Origin of the sequence: Microcoleus sp. S36a_B3, from assembly GCF_036700745.1 — a bacterium.
Classification (GTDB): domain Bacteria; phylum Cyanobacteriota; class Cyanobacteriia; order Cyanobacteriales; family Microcoleaceae; genus Microcoleus.
Genome location: NZ_JAUBPN010000023.1, coordinates 59,995 through 76,635, shown reverse-complemented (window position 1 = coordinate 76,635; position 16,641 = coordinate 59,995). Strand labels below are relative to the sequence as shown.

The window sequence follows — 16,641 nt, the reverse complement described above, 5'->3', positions numbered from 1 at the left end:
CTTCAGTCCTCTTTAGAGGACTTCAGCTATTAGCCGGGGGTTTAAACCCCTGGCGGACTAACGGCAAAAACGCGAAATATCTGTTAAAATCAACCTCGTCGCAGATAGCAAAAATCCAGTTTATTTGATAAACTAGATTTTCCAAGCAAACCGCTATCTGCGGCTCTTTCATGTCCGCAACATAACAACACGAAACTCCAAAATCAATCACATTTATCAAACTCCCATGCTACTAACTAACACAACACAAGAAATCGAAATAACCATTCCCCAATTCCAGAATGAAAAACTCTTGCGCCAAGCCCTAACCCACCGTTCCTACGTCAACGAAAACCCCACATTTCGCGAAGAAGACAACGAACGCTTAGAATTTCTCGGCGATGCTTTGCTGACATTTCTCAGCGGCGAATATCTCTATCAGCGTCACCCAGAAATGGGAGAAGATCAAATGACTCGCCGCCGTTCTGCATTGGTAGATGAAAAACAATTAGCCAGATTTGCTACTGAAATCAATTTAGACTTAAAAATGCGGCTCGGAAAAGGAGCTTATCGAGAAGGCGGGATTACCAATCCAAATTTGCTCAGCAGCACCTTGGAAGCATTCATTGGTGCGTACTATCTCGATACGCAAGACATGGACAAAGTTCGCAACTTTGTGTGGCAAATGTTTGATTCTGTGCCCGAAAATGTTGTGGAAACGCGATCGACTGTAGACTCGAAAAACCGATTTCAGGAGTGGGTACAAGCCAACGGTGAAGCGACTCCGCCCAAATATGCGACAGTCCAAGAAGGAGGTACACCCCACCAGCCCAAATTTCTCGCTAAGGTTTATGTTGCAGAGAAATGCTATGGAGAAGGGAAAGGCAAAAGCAAGAAAGATGCTGAGAAAAATGCGGCAGAAGATGCGCTAGCAAAGCTCAAAAAACGCGGACTGATCTAAACGTGCAAATATCAGTAACAACTACTAGCTTTTTTGCACGATGACACAATGGGGCGCGCTTCCCCAACCTGCGGATAAACGAGCAAAATTAAGCAAATAAACAACAACAAAATGCTACCTAAAGCTACTCTTTCTTTCGGAGAGTAGAAGCTTTTTTAGCAATCTGAATTAAACCTTGCTGCGACATATATTTATCCACAGTGATGCGAGAAATACGGTAGTTATTTTTGAGTCTGTTTGCTCTGAAGAAATTGTCATTGTACAAAAAACCAGTTAAATGATATTTAGGCAAAATCTTTTCCACTTGTCTGTTGGATGCGCCGTAGGGATAAGCTATGTGAGCGCCAATAATCTTATTTTTGTCCAAATCTCCCATACATTTTATCAATTCAGACTTAGATTGGGCAATTTCAAATTCTAATTCTTTTCCGCTAATTTGAGTGAAGTTTTTGTGAGCAAAACCGTGAGATTGAACGTCATAAAAACCTTGTTTATATCCGTCTCTTAAATCATTGCAACTAGCGTGGGCTATGAATTTCTTACCCATATCCACACCTAAGAACTGAGGATTGACAAATAACACAAATTTGCCTTTTTTCTTATGGATTGCTGAAAGTTTTTCTAAGACGGGAAGTGCATTTACATGAACGCCTTTATACCCGTCATCAAAGGATATCATAATCGGTTTTTGACCCAATCTTTGAGCTGGTATTGGCTGGGACTTTTTGATAAAGTATACGTACAGGTCTTGAGATGATAATAACCAATAGTTTTCTTTCATTATATATTCTAAAAATACTGAAAAATCTTGTTTGGTGTAGTCTATGGAAAAAGCAAGGCGCTTTGGTGGCAATTGGGCGGGATTGCGAGTGTCTACAATGTCGTGAAAGCCGATTAAAGGGATTTTGATGAAATTAGATTCTACTGTCCAGCCAGAAATACCTATACAGATGCCAAATATTAGGAATAAGTAGAGGGGTTTGGCTTTCTTTAGCAACCTAACAATAAAATTCCTCACAAGTTTTAGGTCTTTCGATAATTGCTGGAACTTCATAATTTATTTACTAATTTGTGTGCTTTTTGTGTATACTTTTAACAGAGGAAAATTTAGCTAAGTTGACATTTTTGTGATATTTTTGGGGAATCTAGGTAGATTGTGCGAGGCAGTAGGCCGATCGCCCAAAATGATTTCCCGATCCACAATTAGGCTATAATCGGGGCTGGCGCGAGTGTTACCGCCGTCGATCGAGGGTTGCAATGGCAGAAATCCGTTGACGAGTGCCCGAGTGTCGATCGTACTTTTGGTAAATATCAGAGCAATTCATGTCTACTCAAAACCCGACTACCCTGACTGTTGAAGCAGCACAGCAAATCCTCAAAGATTTTACTTGTCTGGATATGCAATCTGTAGCGTCGCCGCTGGAAAAACAGGCGTTGCGTCAAGCGATTTTGCTAGTAGCAAGTTTGTCGGATTATCAAATGCTGGGAGTTTGCGCTGCTTCGACGGATGAGGGTTTTTTAGCTTTAGAAGCTTATTTGAAAGCTTTCGGATATCAAGCTGTTTTAGATCCAAATACTGGTTCGACCTTTACCGGTTCGGTTTATATTAAGTTCAATACTTTGAAGGGTTCCTATTATGTTGATGGTTATCCGGGAACTTACCGAGGAGTTTTAGTGTCGTGTCAATTTTCCTCTGAAGATGGAGTTAGCGGGACTTACGGCCATTTACCTCTCGATTTATTTGTTGATTAATTTGTCAGGAGTCAGCAGTCATTAGTCAGTAGTCAGTAGTCAGTAGTCAGTCGATCAATTAAATTGAATAAAAAACCGACTGCGGACTAAGCTTTCGGGTGCGTCAGCCGATCGCCCCTCGATTCAGTCGAATCAAACACCGACTGACGCACCTTACTAAGATTCAATACGGTTCAGTTCAGCTCGATCCCCCCTTAGCTTGCCCCCTACTCCCCCTTAAAAAGGGGGGGACAAGAACTTACTGAAAGTCCCCCTTCTTAAGGGGGATGCGAGGGGGATCTCCGAGGAATAAATAGTTTTAACTGAACCTTATTGTACTAAGATTAACCCTTACCAACGATTAATTCTGGCTCTTCTGGTTAGGGTGCATTTTCTTCGGGCGATATCCCCAAAATGTCGCTGTACAAATTGACATATTTCTTGGCAGAAATATCCCACCCAAAATCTTCTCTCATGCCGCGCTGTTGCAGTTCTTTCCACTTATCTTTGTAGCGGAAACTTTCCCATGTTCGGATCATGCAGGTGAACAAGTCGAGGGGCTCGTAGCGATCGAAGCAGTAACCTGTACCAGTATTGTCGATCGGGTTATTGTGGGAAACGGTATCGACTAAACCGCCGGTGCGGCGCACCATTGGCACGCAGCCGTAGCGGAGGGCGAGCATTTGGCTGATGCCGCAGGGCTCGAAACGGCTGGGCATCAGGAAGGTGTCGCAGCCTGCGTAAACGCGACGGGAGAGGGCTTCGTTGTAGAGCAATTGGGTGGACATCCGACCGGGATAGCGGGCTGTCATTTGCCAGAGTTGGGTTTCGTAGTAGCGATCGCCCGTTCCGAGTACAATAAACTGAGCGTCGGTATAGGCCATAAACAGATCGAGCATTTGAATGATCAAATCCAATCCTTTCTGTTCTACCAGCCGCGTCACCATGCCGATTAAAAAGGCACCTTTATTCACTTCCAAACCGACTTCTTCTTGCAGGGCAATTTTGTTAGCTGGGCGCTTTTCTAGCGTATCAACACTGAATTGTTGGTGGAGGTACTTGTCAGTTGCTGGGTTGTAAGATTCTGTATCAATTCCGTTCAAAATTCCCGAAACTTTGCCGCCGATGTAAGACAGCAAACCTTCCAAAGTTTCGCCGTAAGCTGGGGTTTTGATTTGCTCGGCGTAGGTTGGCGAAACTGTATTTACGCGATCGGCAAACTGTACTGCAGCAGCCATTGTATTGTGGCCTTGCATATACCAAGGACACCAAGTCATCTGTTCCAAACGCCAGCGCCACGGCCCTTGATAAGCTAAATTGTGAATAGTAAAAACCGTGCTGATATCGGGGTCAGGCTTCATCCAAACAGGTATCATCCCCGTGTGCCAGTCGTGACAGTGGATAATCTGGGGTTTCCAGTAATTCCAGGCAAATTCAGCGGCAGCATTAGCAAAAAAAGTGAACCTCCAATCTTCATCTAAACCGCCGTAAACGCGGCGCGGCAAGAAAGATGGATGTTGCAATAAGTATAAAGGTACATCGGTTCCCGCCAAAACACTTTCAAAGACTGAGAAATTTTGGAACATCGCCGCCCCATTCCAAACAGGTTTTTTGGGAACGTCCATTTTGTCGGGAACGAAGCCGTAGTAGGGCATGAAGATGCGGACATCGTGTCCCATGCGCCGCAAAAACTTAGGCAAAGCGCCGACGACATCGCCCATGCCACCAACTTTGGCCAGGGGTGCTGCTTCGGCAGATACAAATAAAATTCGCATTATTTTTGTGTGTTCCTTGGGATAGTTAGTCTAGATTAAGTTTAAATGGCGAGGGACACAATGTTAACGCGCTGTCCAAAAACAAGTATAAATCTCTATTGTCGGTGGTTAAGCAAAAAATGTTAGCGATCCCTTTAAACAGTTAGTCGAGGCTGTGAAGGAAATATCAAATCTCAAGTTTCAAATCTCCAGTCTGCAATCGACTTTCAAGGTAGGAAGTATGGAGTTTCTGCCATATCGGATGCCGGCAGATAGTTGGGATACAAACACTGCCAATTGCCAGTAGCGATCGCACCTATTGCACCTGACTATCTATGTCGCTGGGGCGATCGTGTAAATTATTGTTACAAAAATTCGCACTGTGCGTAAAAATAAAAGGCTTTTTCCTAAATACCTACATCTCCTGAAATTTGGGGATAAAAAAGCTATGGGGTTTTTATCAAATAACCCCGAACAATCATCCTCACCTCAGCGTTAAATTCAATTAATTGTTAATTTATGGGTGGGGGCGGGTTTTGATCATTTGTCGTTTGGTGTCAAATATCTGCGTAAACCCGCCCCTACAAATCTGGAAAATCTATCAACAATTCCCGACTAATTTTGAGAATCTTCCTCAAAACTTTCCTCAAATCCAGCTAAAAAGTCATCCAAAGCGACCGAAGCGATCGCCAAATTAATACTATCAGCATCCTCCAATCCCCACACATTCACCCCAACCACTTGACCTGCCATATTAATCAGCGGCCCGCCGGAATTTCCCGGATTAATCGCCGCATCAGTTTGCAACACCTTCACCTCAGCAACCCGATCTTCTTCCTCCCCTTCCTCAGACTCGTCAGGTTCGCGAATTGCACTAATAATACCTTGAGTTAAAGTTGCAGCAAACTGTCCCAAAGGATTACCCACCGCAATTACCGGATCGCCCACTTTTACATCAAAAGATAACTCTAAAGGAGGATGCTCTTGGGGAGATTCCACTTGTTCCCCTGTTTCCGGATCGAAGGTAAAATCGCTAATCAAGAGTAATGCTAAATCTTCTTCGGCATTACCAGTAAACACCACCTCCGCCAATCTCAACTTTCCATCATTAGTTTCCACTAAAACCTGTTCGATTTCATCTTCTTCATAGAAGTAATCTTCATCCGCAATATCTTCGATTACATGATAGTTAGTGACGATTATATCCGGCGATACAAAAAAGCCGCTTCCCGAAGAAATTTCTTGTTTTGTATCCCAATCCATCACGTAAACTGAAACTATCGACGGCAAGATTTGTTCGACGACATCCGAGAAACTTCCTGCTTGAGTTTTGAACTCTTTCAATTGCTGCTGCAAAGCTTTTTGGTCAGCCTGCATTTTGCGATAAAGTTCCTGAACTTTTTTCACTTCCAGCTTTAATTGAGTTGCTCTAGCGCTCATGTTTTTGCCTTTCCCTAAAATAGATTGCTGATTTATTTTGGATGTTTGATTGTAGATTTTGGATTGGTATGTTGACAAGAATCAGACTAAGACCCAAGAAACCCGGTTTTTCCTAAAAATCCTAGGCTTTGCACCCCGGCATTCATCCATAAACCTGGTTTCTTAACAGCAGCCCTCAATTAGTCAGATATTTGTGAAATCATCCACAATTTTCTCTAAAATTCCCATCCAACACCTAGAAAAATACTGCTAATTTACTCGTTTTTGTCAAAGCGAACCGCCAGTTATTTTTTTTCAATAAAAGGCGATATTTCGCGTTTAAGCGCCTTGACAAATAAATGCTGACTTGGTTTAGGAACCGCGTTGAACTTCGATAAAAATTTCCTCCAAAATTTCGCTGGCTCCCTGTTCGCGCAGGCGGTGAGCGAGATCAATTCCCAGCATTTCAGCAGTCTCGGCAGCGCCGGAAACAGTATCTTTGACGAAGCGCTGGCCGTCAAGACTCGATACCATTCCGGTTAAGGTTAATTGACCGTTTTCTATTTTGGTATTGACGCCGATTGGTACTTGACAGCCGCCTTCTAATTCCCGCAGAAATGCGCGTTCGGCATAACATCTTTGGGCGGTTTCCGTATGTTCGAGAGCTTTGATCACTGCCATGATTTCTGTATCTCCAGCGCGGCATTCGATGCCCAAGGCACCTTGGCCGACGGCGTGAAGGGAGATTTCAGCAGGGATAATTTGATGGATGCGATCGCCCATTCCCAATCTTTCCAATCCTGCAACTGCTAGAATAATGGCGTCGTAACCGCCATCATCTAATTTTGCGAGTCGAGTATTGAGATTGCCGCGAATATCTTTAAATTCAAAATGAGGGAAATGGTGCCGCAGTTGAGCCAGCCGCCGCAGCGAAGAAGTGCCGATTACGGAACCTGCGGGGAGGGTGTCTAGTTGCTTGTCTTTGTGCTTGGAGTTAACTACCAAGGCGTCAGCGGGATTTTCCCGTTCGGTGACGCATCCTAAAATTAAACCTTCGGGCAAATTGGTAGGTAAATCTTTGAGGGAATGAACGGCAAAGTCCGTTTCATTGTTGAGCATTCCCGTTTCTAATTCTTTGGTGAAAAGTCCTTTGTCGCCGATTTTAGCGAGGGCGACATCAAGAATTATGTCCCCTTGAGTGGACATGGTGTGGACTTCAAAAGTGTGTTCCGGGAAGTGTTTCTGTAGCTCTGCTTGCACCCAGTGGGTTTGCACTAGAGCGAGTTGGCTTTTGCGGGAACCGATGCGGACGGTTCGGGAGGGGGCAGATGTGGTTGGGGACATAAGATCGATCGCAGGATAGCTTGAAATGAGCCAGTATATTCACCTGATCTAGCGTACCGCAGGTGGGGACTTTAATTGCTGGTTGGGATAATTCGCGTGATAAAATAGAAGTACCAGATTTTGAGCGCCTGTTTGAAAAAAGGATGCAACGGTAGGCAAGCTCCAAACCTTTACATAATAAGCCATTGCCAATCTAAAACCTAAAATCTAAAATCTAAAATTTTATGACCGCCAGTAGCAGTGAGCCTTGATGATGTTTCCCATCCAGCATTGGGCGTCGCTTGCACTCTCTTGCGATCGACATTCCGAAGCAAAGGCTGCTGGCGATGTAAGATTTACCTTGGGTCGAGCCGGATTAACCTGGTTGGTATGAGGAGTTAGCTCAGCAGCAGCGAGAAAGAATTAGCTCAAAGGTTGCGAGATTTGGAGAGAAAAATGTAGTGGCGAGGGAAAAAGAGCGATCGTAATTGCGATCGTACTTCTAAAGCCACCAAATAGCTTAGCATCAAAAGTGAATTTGTCAAATTACTAAAATCCTAAAACTATGAAAAGTGCTCTTGACGTAGCTCGTTACTTTTTATGCCGTGTCGATCGAGAAGCAGGCGATACCATTTCTCCTCTGAAACTGCAAAAGCTCGTGTATTATGCACAAGCTTGGAGTTTAGTCTTTAGAAGCCAGCCGCTATTTGATGGAGATATTGAAGCTTGGGTTTCCGGCCCAGTTGTCCGCGATGTTTGGAATGAATACAAAGCTTACAAATACAAGGATATTCCCACTCCCGATAATTTTGAAAAAGAATTTGAGGAAGATGAACTCGAAGTCCTCGAAGAAGTTTGGAATGCTTATGGAGAATTAAGTGCTAAATATTTGGTCGAGTTAACGCACTCAGAGATGCCTTGGTTAAACGCCCGCAAGGGATTAGAACCTGCTGAAAAATCAACTAAAATCATCTCCCACGAGGATATGAAATGCTACTATGCACCTTTTGTGGAGGCGTAAGTGGGGAAAAAAAGTCAAATACTAAAGCCATCTCAAAAAAAGCAACCAAGTAGAATTCCAGAGCAAGCAACTCAGTTAAATCGACCAAGCACTGCAGATGATGAGCATCCTAGCTTCAGATTTACCTATGCAGATAAAAATCGTTGGGTTTTGTCTGACTGGACATCATCAGAAATCAATGACCTAATTGAAGGACTAAAGAAAATTGAGAAATATACTTGGGCCCAAATCCGATGTCACGGATCAAAAAAACGAGGTGAATCAGTGGGAATGGGTTATAAGTTGATTGACAAGCATCCGACTTTTCCTGACAATCTTCCTGAAGATGCGAGGTTATCAGAAATGCGAATTGATGAGAAAAAACGGATATTTGGGTTTCGCGTTCAGTCTGTTTACTACATCATTTGGTTTGACCGCAATCATTCAGTTTGTCCCGAATAAAGTTTATGAGTAATGAAAATATCGATTCCCTAGGATGCGGAAACGCGCGCGTACCTTTTCCATTTACCCGCAAAATTTAACGTGACCCAGCTTGAAGTGCAGAATTTGCTATCCGAACAACTTCTGACTGCCTTCCATTTTTGAGACTTACTCGGTAAAGTACACCCAGCCTTTGCCACTCCACATAAGAAATGCAGTAATTACCACAAGTCTGGAAATAAATTCCCCTCATTCCGCCTGCTAATTCAATGCTTCTATAAGAATCCCTAGGCAATTCCGACGGAGGTGAAAACGGTTCATTTTTTTTAGCTTCGATTGTGCCAAAAGCACAAGCTCCGCCGCGGCAGTCTTTGCCTAAATACATTTCAACAATGTAACCGTGGGAGCCAGCTTGCACATCAAAATCAAGTTGCTGAGTGTCAGATAAAGGAAGTAGGCTCGGTAGAAAAACAGGTACTCGTGTTTTGCCTTTGATTTGCTGAGAAATGTTACTTACTGGAAAACGAGTATTAGCTTGATTTGTACCTGAATTGTTGGGAATTGGGGGAAATTTTTGGACAAAGTTTCTCCATTGTACAACTCTAGTTTTCTCAACGTTCAGAGTAGGAATAGAATATTTTTCTACAGCAACAGATGGCTGGCCGCCTGGAAGGTCGAAATTGCGGCGAATTACTGTAATTTCTGGTTTCCCTAACCCGTAAGTTGTGGCTGTGGTACGGGCGAGATTGCAGCTAATTTTGAAGTTTCCCATGTCAATGTTGCCATTGGCGGCTCCGTAAGACCAATTGTAACCGGCCCAAGTGCGATCGCGATCGCACAAAAAACGCGAAATCTCAAACATCTTGGCAATATGAACATCGTACAACCGCAACTTGGAGCTGCCGGCAGATTGTGTAGTATTGCGATCGGGCACAATAAATTGTGCGGATTGCCAGCCATCTTTAGAAGTATAATTAAACCAGCGAATTTCTGTTATTTGCGTTTCTGTTCTTGCTAGGGCTGAGTATGGTATCAAAACTGCGTTAGCGAAGCCATCGAAGAGGATCGTCAAAGCAGTAACCACACCAACAACAATCGCCCCAAATAGCCATCTTCCCCTCATCATAATTTCCCTCCAAGTAGATAAGTATAACAAACCATATTACATTCGGCTGCGGCTTGCTGTCGGTTAACATTTATAGCCTTTCTCAAACAGGTGAGAAGTCAATCGATTTTAAATTTAAGATACTTCGATTTCGCCCTACAAGTTTTAGATTAATGGATTGAGAAATTGAAGGATTGACTGCTCATATCCTGTCCGGTAGATTACCACCATAAAAAAGGTTCGTAGCGCAAACTAAAGTCCGCATAATGAACAAAATTTTATCGTCGTCAATCGAACTGACTTGATATCAATACCTCATTTTTCACTCTAACTGCCATATCATACAATAACAGTAAGATACGCCCAAACGACGCACCCTACATAATTATTTTCTGTATCCAACACTGCAAAACTTAATTTTTTCTCGCTAAAATAGCAGAATTAGCTGTTAAAATTAAATCCGATTGTCCTCCGTTTTTAATTGATATGGTATACATAAACCCCTGTTTTTTCCACTGAATAGATGCCGTGCAGTAAGCACCGCAACCGCTGTGAAAAACTCCTTTCATTCCGCCGGCAAGTTGAACATTTTTTAAACTCTCAGTTACACCTTCTAGTTTCGTAGAAAATTTACCGCCTTTTTGAACTCGAATTTCCCCAAAATTGCAAGCTCCCGCACCCCGGCAATTTGCTGTATAATCTATTGAAATAGCATAGCTATTCGGTTGCGCTTGGCTGTAATAGTAAAGCTTCCGCGAAACAATAAGCCGAGTGGGAATAAAAATCGGCAGTTGTGTTTTGCCTTTTAATTTTGCCAAGATTTGACTTACCGGGACAGCAGTACCCGCTACAGCCACAGATTGGGTTTCCGGCAACCGCTGCGACAATTCGCCCGCACCCAACACTCGCGATACAGGTACTAAAGCAGTCAACACGCACGCAGCAGTCGCCAAAAGTAATAATTTATTGTTCACTGTTTTTGTCCTAGATGTTGAAACATTCCCTTTTTGTCCCCAACTGAATTCACCTATTTACAACGATACTCCACAATACAAAAATCATCAGATGGATCCCAGAAAAAATAGTTTAATTTTTGTTTACAAATTCGCCAAAATATACAGTTGTCGATAAAATAGAGCAAGCGACAAACTTAGGAGTCGAACGTGGAACTGCAAGAGTATTTACGCCAGCACGGATTAGAAACTTTGTGCGAAACTTATCATATCAAAGTGACCCGCCACCGCCAATATCCCGATTTAGTCTGTCTGAAATACTCGCAGATAGAATCCCCCCTGGGCGAAAAAATAGTCCAACAGTGCCGGGGCATTATTTTAGATTCATCTCAAGATTGGGAAATAGTTTCTTATCCCTACGACAAATTTTTTAATTACGGGGAAGGCCACGCCGCAGCAATCGATTGGAGTAGCGCCAAAGTTTACGAAAAATTAGACGGTTCTCTGATTGTAATGTATTTCTATCAGGAAGAATGGAGAGTGCAATCTAGCGGTACTCCCGACGCAGCCGGCGAAGTTAACGGTTTTGGATTTAGCTTTGCCGAACTTTTTTGGAAAGTCTGGAAAGAATTGGGATATGAATTACCGGAAGCAAGGGGTGAGTGTTTTATCTTTGAGTTGATGACACCTTATAATAGAATAGTAGTTCAGCAAAAATACAATGATATCGTGCTGCATGGGGTTCGCAATACTGAAACGTTGCGAGAAACAGATCCCCTTTTTTGGGCAAACAGATATGCCTGGAAAGTAGTCAAATCCTATCCTTTGACTAGCTGGAAAGAAGTTATCGAAGCATCTCAACATTTAGATCCGATGGATTCGGAAGGGTATATTATTTGTGATGCTAACTTCAACCGAGTTAAGGTTAAGTCTCCGCAATATGTCGCGATTTCCCATCTCCGCGAAGGATTTTCGACCCGCAGGATGATCGAAATTGTTTTGATGAATGAAGGAGAAGAGTTTTTAGCTTATTTTCCCGAGTGGATTGATTTGTATCAAAAAGTTAAGAGTAAATATGAATTGTTAGTTCAAGAAATCGAGGAAGTTTACCGACAGCAGGAACAGATTGAAGTGCAGAAAGATTTTGCTTTTGCTGTGAAACATTTGCCGTATTCGGGGATTTTGTTTTCTTTGCGAAACCGCAGAGTTACGGGAGTTAAAGAAGCTCTCCGCGATGTTACGATCCATAAAATAGAGGAGTTATTGGGTTTGGATTACATCCATTTAGGATTGTAAACTAACCGCTCGATGATTTGTAGTCGCATCAAGTAAGATGCAAGTGTACAATTTCCAGCCTACCCAGTAGGCACAGGTGCGTCGCCATGAGATTGTCGATGAAATTTAGAGATTGTTGATGGCGACGCACCCTACCAGTTAATATTATTTATTGCCATGAAAAGAGTTGTTGTGCTTGTCGGTTTACCTGCTTCGGGAAAATCTCAATTCGCGCGAGAATTGCTGCTGTCTGAACCTGCAAGATGGGTGCGTACTAATAAAGATTTACTGCGAGAAATGGCTCATGCTTCCCATTGGTCGCCTGCTAATGAAAAGTTTATTGTGCAGTTGAGAGACACGGTTATTTTGATGGCTTTGGAAAGCGGCAAGCACGTAATTGTTGATGATACTAATTTTGGGCCTCACATCGAGCAGATCAAGGAGTTGGTTAAGGGTAAAGCTATCGTAGAAGTTAATGATTCTTTCCTGCAAGTTCCGGTGGAGGAATGTATTAAACGGGATTTAAAAAGACTTAATTCGGTGGGCAAAGATGTGATTTTGAAGATGTACAATAAGTATGTGCGGGTTCCCGTTGCGCCGCCGGAATATAACCCGGATTTGCCGGATGCAATTATTGTGGATATGGACGGTACGCTCGCACTTCTCAATGGTAGAAATCCTTTTGATGCTTCAAAGTGCGATCGCGATTTACCGAATCAGCCTGTTTTAGATACCGTCCGCAAGTGGCAGTCCAGCGCTAATATTATTGTAGTGTCGGGAAGAACCGATGACTGTCAGCCTCAAACTGAACAATGGTTGCAGCAGTATGAGGTGAATTATCACAGTCTTTATATGCGGAAAACTGGGGATATGAGGAAAGATGCGATTATGAAGGAGGAAATCTATCAGCAGCATATTGCAGGGCAATATAATGTTAAGTTTGTGCTGGACGATCGCCAGCAAGTTGTTGATATGTGGCGATCGTTGGGATTGACTGTTTTTCAAGTAGATGAAGGGGATTTTTAAAATTATGAAAACTGAATTTTTTGCCCCTTGCTTTGATGCTATTGAAGCCAATTTGTATGTGGGTTTTTCTGAAGCGGAAGGGGGCGAACATTATTTCCTCCTGACACGAGACGAAGAGTCTGAAGAAGAGACTGTTCCTAACAGAAAAAACATCTATGCAGAATTGGACGAGGAATACTGGACAGAAGATGCAGGCATCGATTTTGTTACTCTTAGTCGCGATCGATTTACTGTTCGTTTCGGTTCCGATACTATAGCTCTTCTAGAATGCGATGAGGTCGCAATTACTTTCTCTTTAGAAGATGCTGATTTTGAAAGATTAAGGCACGTATTACAGAAGATAATGCGGGGGTATGAAAATAGATTGAATTTAATTGATTAGTCAATTGAGTGCCGGTGAGGCAGCAGCTAGCTCTAATGCTATAATCAAACTAAGATTGAAAAAAATTTTGTTATGATAGCCATTCCCCAAGCACCCAAAAAAATGACCGTTGAGGAATACCTCGAATGGGAAGCTCAACAAGAGATTCGCCACGAATATGTCAACGGCGAAGTTTTTGCCATGACAGGCAGTACAATTCCCCATAACGATATTGCACTTAACTTTTACACTTCATTGCGCCCGCATCTGCGTTCCAGAGGCTGTCGGATGAACGTGTCAGATGTGAAATTGCAAGTCAGTTTTCAAAGCCGTTACTACTACCCTGATGTGATAGTCAGTTGCGATCCAGAAGACTTGAATTCCCGCACATTCATTCAGAATCCTAAAATAATTGTGGAAGTTCTTTCACCCAGTACAAGTGCTAAAGATCGGGATGAAAAATTCACTTGTTACCTGAAAATTCCGACTTTGCAAGAGTATATCTTGATTGATTCACAAAAGATTTTTGTTGAGCGTTACTGTCGGGGAGAGGGGAGAATGTGGCTGTACTATTCTTACACTGCTGGGGAGATTATCACTTTATCAAGCATTGAGTTTGATTTGCCGATCGCACTTTTGTATGAAGGTGTTGGATTTGAAACAGAAACAGAAACAGAATCATAAAAATACACCTAATTTTGCAGCTTTTTTATGAACAGGCAAGATGCCTGTTCCACAGAGAGTGAATTTTATTTTGTGGTGGGCTTCGACGCCGCCCATAAAAGCCGATAATGAACAGGAAAGGATCGCAAATTAAATAATTTACACAAGTTTGTGGGATGGGCGTCCTGCCCGTCCAGAAATGACGGGCGGGATGCCCATCCCACAAGAAATATCAAATTGTAAGTTATTTAATTCTTATTCCTAAGATGCCTGTTCCACAATTATTTATCTATCGCGTCCAAGCCAGCCAGCGGTTAAACAAATTTTTCACAAACGGCGTCAAACGAGTACGATTGTAAGCATCTCCGGCTTTGCGAATAGCCTCAGCTTGTGTCGGATACGGATGAATTACGCTAGCAATTTTCCCTAAACCAATATTGTTAACCATTGCTAAAGTAATTTCGCTAATCATATCCCCGGCGTGTCGCGCTACAATAGTTGCACCTAATATTTTATCGCTGCCTTTCTTGACGTTTATTTTCACAAAACCTTCCTCTTCGCCGTCAATAATTGCCCGATCGACTTTATCGAAAGGAATCAAAAATGTATCGACATCAATTCCTTGGGCTTGAATTTCGCGATCGCCCATTCCGACGCGCGCAATTTCTGGATCTGTATAAGTACACCAAGGTATCGTCAAAGCGCTGAGTTTTTTGCGCCCGAAAAATAGAGTGTTTTGAATCACCATTCTCGCGGCAAAATCAGCAGCGTGAGTAAATTTATGCTTCATGCAAATGTCCCCAGCGGCATAAATGCGGGGATTAGTAGTTTGCAAGTTGTCGTTGACAAATACGCCTTTTTGTGTATCGTATTCTACGCTGACAGATTCCAGATTCAATCCTTCCACGTTGGGCGATCGCCCCACACTCACAATAATTTCATCTACTATTACCGATGCTTCCTGGTTGTGCGATTGATAATAAACTACTTTGCCTAAATTTGTTTGCTCAACGCGAGATATTTGGGATTCAAGTATTAGTTGAATTCCTTCCCGCAGAAAAACCTGCTGCACAATTGTCGCAGCATCCGCATCTTCCTTGTCCAAAATATGAGCATTTTTGTGCAGCAACACGACTTCCGAGCCCAGCCTGCGAAAAGCTTGAGCCAATTCACAGCCGATCGCCCCAGCGCCAATTACGGCCAAACGCTGAGGCCTTTCTGTGAGGTTAAATACAGTTTCATTTGTCAGATATCCAGCTTCCTGTAAGCCGGGAATTCGGGGTTGTCGCGCCCTTGCACCTGTGGCAATTACTGCTTTTTTAAACCGCAGAGTTTGACCAGCAACTTCTATGGTAGAATTGCTAGTGAAACTACCCGAACCTAAGAAAACATCGACTCCTAATTTGTGCTGGTAGCGTTCAACAGAATCTACATCGCTGATTCCCGATCTGATCCGGCGCATCCGTTCCATGACTGCGGAAAAATCCACTTCTGGATTGTTAGAAAGATGAACGCCAAATTTATGAGCATTCCAGATATCGCCGACTGTGCGGGAAGATCGAATTAAACTTTTTGAAGGTACGCAACCGACATTCAAACAATCGCCGCCCATCAAATGTTTTTCTATCAAAGCAACTTTTGCACCCAAACCAGCCGCCCCCGCAGCCACAATCAATCCGGCGGGCCCCGCGCCAATTACTACTAAATTGTAACTGCTAGCTGGCTGAGGATTCACCCAATCTGACGGATGCAAATAGGAGACTAATTTTTGGTTGTATTCGTCCATCGGGGGGACGGTTACGCGATCGACTTTTGACTGCGACACGAGCAAATTCTCCTAATTAAATAGTTTCATCCAAAGCCTTGCGAGCAATCTTAGTTATATATAAAGTTACTGCGACAGCAGCCGCAAAACCAATCCAATTTATCGACCATTTTACAGCTTCTGTTTGGGGACTGGTCGGTTCAGTTCCCATACCAATTGCAGCAAGATCTCCTATCAATGAACCAGAGTAAACGTACATCAAAGTTCCCGGAATCATCCCGAAGGAACCTAACACGTAATCTTTTAAAGAAACTTGGGTAACTCCCAAGGCGTAATTCAATAAATTGAAGGGAAATAAAGGACAAAGACGGGTTAAAAAGACTATTTTAAATCCTGATTTAGCAACGGCGCGATCGAGGGCTTTGAACTTCGGGTGAGCTTCCATGTATTTTACCACGCGATCGCGCGACAGGTATCGCCCGATCGCAAAAGCAAAGGTAGCCCCTACAGTTGCTGCGACAAACACGTAGATGGAGCCCCACCACAGGCCAAACAGCACTCCGCCTCCGAGGGTGAGGGCGGAACCAGGTACAAACAGTATAGTGGCTAAGTTGTAGGTAGCGATGAAAGCGACTGGGCCCCAAATGCCTAAATCCTGGATTTGGCTTAAAACAGTTGTTAAAAGTTGTTGAACGTAGGGAGATTTAGTTGCTACAATTAAGAGAGGGATGAAAAGGGCGATCGACAAAAACAACAATTTTTGATTGTTTTTTTTAGGTGAAGAATTGTGGTTTAGTTCTGGTGGCGTAATTCACCCGTAAATAGTTATTTGTATTATATGAGAGTATAGAGCATTTTTTTTGAACCGCAGAGGACGCAGAGGGC

At 43.1% G+C, this 16,641-nt stretch carries 16 protein-coding genes; 8 read left to right on the top strand and 8 right to left on the bottom strand.

Annotation, left to right across the window (positions count from 1 at the left end; genetic code table 11):
* The first annotated feature begins 226 nt into the window (after positions 1–226).
* Positions 227–940: a ribonuclease III gene (rnc, locus tag QUA01_RS21390; RefSeq protein ID WP_333090239.1), complete on the top strand. Its 714-nt coding sequence runs from the start codon at positions 227–229 to the stop codon at positions 938–940.
* A gap of 124 nt (positions 941–1,064) precedes the next feature.
* Here rnc and QUA01_RS21385 read toward each other — a convergent pair whose 3' ends face one another.
* Positions 1,065–1,958, bottom strand: coding sequence for a polysaccharide deacetylase family protein (locus QUA01_RS21385; protein WP_333133217.1), 894 nt, complete (start codon positions 1,956–1,958; stop codon positions 1,065–1,067).
* A 305-nt stretch (positions 1,959–2,263) separates the two neighbouring features.
* Here QUA01_RS21385 and QUA01_RS21380 point away from each other — a divergent pair, with 305 nt between their 5' ends.
* The gene (locus tag QUA01_RS21380; RefSeq protein ID WP_333090242.1) at positions 2,264–2,692 is read left to right on the top strand and encodes a DUF1824 family protein; all 429 of its coding nucleotides are present in this window, start codon (positions 2,264–2,266) and stop codon (positions 2,690–2,692) included.
* Between the two features lie 359 nt (positions 2,693–3,051).
* Here QUA01_RS21380 and glgA read toward each other — a convergent pair whose 3' ends face one another.
* The 3 genes from glgA to hemC all read right to left on the bottom strand — a co-directional run bounded on the left by glgA (position 3,052) and on the right by hemC (position 7,188).
* Complete coding sequence (gene glgA, locus QUA01_RS21375; protein ID WP_333090245.1) at positions 3,052–4,446, bottom strand: glycogen synthase GlgA; 1,395 nt, start codon at positions 4,444–4,446, stop codon at positions 3,052–3,054.
* Between the two features lie 594 nt (positions 4,447–5,040).
* A complete protein-coding gene (locus QUA01_RS21370; protein WP_333090246.1) occupies positions 5,041–5,865 on the bottom strand; it encodes a S1C family serine protease in 825 nt (274 codons plus the stop codon).
* Positions 5,866–6,216: 351 nt separating this feature from the next.
* A complete protein-coding gene (gene hemC, locus QUA01_RS21365) occupies positions 6,217–7,188 on the bottom strand; it encodes a hydroxymethylbilane synthase (RefSeq protein WP_333090248.1) in 972 nt (323 codons plus the stop codon).
* Positions 7,189–7,732: 544 nt separating this feature from the next.
* Here hemC and QUA01_RS21360 point away from each other — a divergent pair.
* Together QUA01_RS21360 and QUA01_RS21355 are read left to right on the top strand one after the other, a co-directional pair.
* On the top strand, positions 7,733–8,188 hold the full coding sequence (locus tag QUA01_RS21360) for a Panacea domain-containing protein (protein WP_333090249.1): 456 nt from the start codon (positions 7,733–7,735) through the stop codon (positions 8,186–8,188).
* Positions 8,189–8,629 carry an MAG6450 family protein gene (locus QUA01_RS21355; RefSeq protein WP_333090251.1) on the top strand — a complete coding sequence of 147 codons (441 nt, stop codon included), beginning with the start codon at positions 8,189–8,191 and terminating at the stop codon, positions 8,627–8,629.
* Positions 8,630–8,705: 76 nt separating this feature from the next.
* Here the strand turns inward: QUA01_RS21355 and QUA01_RS21350 are convergent, their stop codons facing one another.
* Together QUA01_RS21350 and QUA01_RS21345 are read right to left on the bottom strand one after the other, a co-directional pair.
* Positions 8,706–9,734, bottom strand: coding sequence for a hypothetical protein (locus QUA01_RS21350; RefSeq protein WP_333090253.1), 1,029 nt, complete (start codon positions 9,732–9,734; stop codon positions 8,706–8,708).
* Positions 9,735–10,126: 392 nt separating this feature from the next.
* Positions 10,127–10,687 (bottom strand): hypothetical protein, encoded by a 561-nt coding sequence (locus tag QUA01_RS21345; RefSeq protein WP_333090255.1) that lies wholly within the window; start codon positions 10,685–10,687, stop codon positions 10,127–10,129.
* Between the two features lie 189 nt (positions 10,688–10,876).
* On the opposite strand from QUA01_RS21345, the gene QUA01_RS21340 reads away from it, so the two are divergent.
* The 4 genes from QUA01_RS21340 (at position 10,877) to QUA01_RS21325 (ending at position 14,012) form a co-directional block, all read left to right on the top strand.
* Entirely contained in the window at positions 10,877–11,962 is a 1,086-nt protein-coding gene (locus QUA01_RS21340; protein ID WP_333090256.1) for a T4 RnlA family RNA ligase, read from the top strand.
* A 156-nt stretch (positions 11,963–12,118) separates the two neighbouring features.
* Positions 12,119–12,967 carry a phosphatase domain-containing protein gene (locus QUA01_RS21335; RefSeq protein ID WP_333090259.1) on the top strand — a complete coding sequence of 283 codons (849 nt, stop codon included), beginning with the start codon at positions 12,119–12,121 and terminating at the stop codon, positions 12,965–12,967.
* Positions 12,968–12,971: 4 nt separating this feature from the next.
* The gene (locus QUA01_RS21330) at positions 12,972–13,349 is read left to right on the top strand and encodes a hypothetical protein (protein WP_333090260.1); all 378 of its coding nucleotides are present in this window, start codon (positions 12,972–12,974) and stop codon (positions 13,347–13,349) included.
* A gap of 72 nt (positions 13,350–13,421) precedes the next feature.
* Positions 13,422–14,012 carry a Uma2 family endonuclease gene (locus QUA01_RS21325; RefSeq protein ID WP_333090262.1) on the top strand — a complete coding sequence of 197 codons (591 nt, stop codon included), beginning with the start codon at positions 13,422–13,424 and terminating at the stop codon, positions 14,010–14,012.
* A gap of 268 nt (positions 14,013–14,280) precedes the next feature.
* On the opposite strand, the gene QUA01_RS21320 is transcribed toward QUA01_RS21325, so the two are convergent.
* A complete protein-coding gene (locus QUA01_RS21320; protein WP_333090263.1) occupies positions 14,281–15,816 on the bottom strand; it encodes a mercuric reductase in 1,536 nt (511 codons plus the stop codon).
* Between the two features lie 16 nt (positions 15,817–15,832).
* Entirely contained in the window at positions 15,833–16,504 is a 672-nt protein-coding gene (locus tag QUA01_RS21315; protein WP_333090265.1) for a TVP38/TMEM64 family protein, read from the bottom strand.
* Positions 16,505–16,641: the final 137 nt, after the last annotated feature.

Excerpts from the sequence above, each read along its gene's own strand:
- QUA01_RS21350 (WP_333090253.1), bottom strand. The coding sequence starts at position 9,734 with ATGATGAGGGGAAGATGGCTATTTGGGGCGATTGTTGTTGGTGTGGTT.
- rnc (WP_333090239.1), top strand. The coding sequence starts at position 227 with ATGCTACTAACTAACACAACACAAGAAATCGAAATAACCATTCCCCAA.
- QUA01_RS21370 (WP_333090246.1), bottom strand. The coding sequence starts at position 5,865 with ATGAGCGCTAGAGCAACTCAATTAAAGCTGGAAGTGAAAAAAGTTCAG.
- glgA (WP_333090245.1), bottom strand. The coding sequence starts at position 4,446 with ATGCGAATTTTATTTGTATCTGCCGAAGCAGCACCCCTGGCCAAAGTT.
- QUA01_RS21330 (WP_333090260.1), top strand. The coding sequence starts at position 12,972 with ATGAAAACTGAATTTTTTGCCCCTTGCTTTGATGCTATTGAAGCCAAT.
- hemC (WP_333090248.1), bottom strand. The coding sequence starts at position 7,188 with ATGTCCCCAACCACATCTGCCCCCTCCCGAACCGTCCGCATCGGTTCC.
- QUA01_RS21335 (WP_333090259.1), top strand. The coding sequence starts at position 12,119 with ATGAAAAGAGTTGTTGTGCTTGTCGGTTTACCTGCTTCGGGAAAATCT.
- QUA01_RS21380 (WP_333090242.1), top strand. The coding sequence starts at position 2,264 with ATGTCTACTCAAAACCCGACTACCCTGACTGTTGAAGCAGCACAGCAA.
- QUA01_RS21360 (WP_333090249.1), top strand. The coding sequence starts at position 7,733 with ATGAAAAGTGCTCTTGACGTAGCTCGTTACTTTTTATGCCGTGTCGAT.
- QUA01_RS21325 (WP_333090262.1), top strand. The coding sequence starts at position 13,422 with ATGATAGCCATTCCCCAAGCACCCAAAAAAATGACCGTTGAGGAATAC.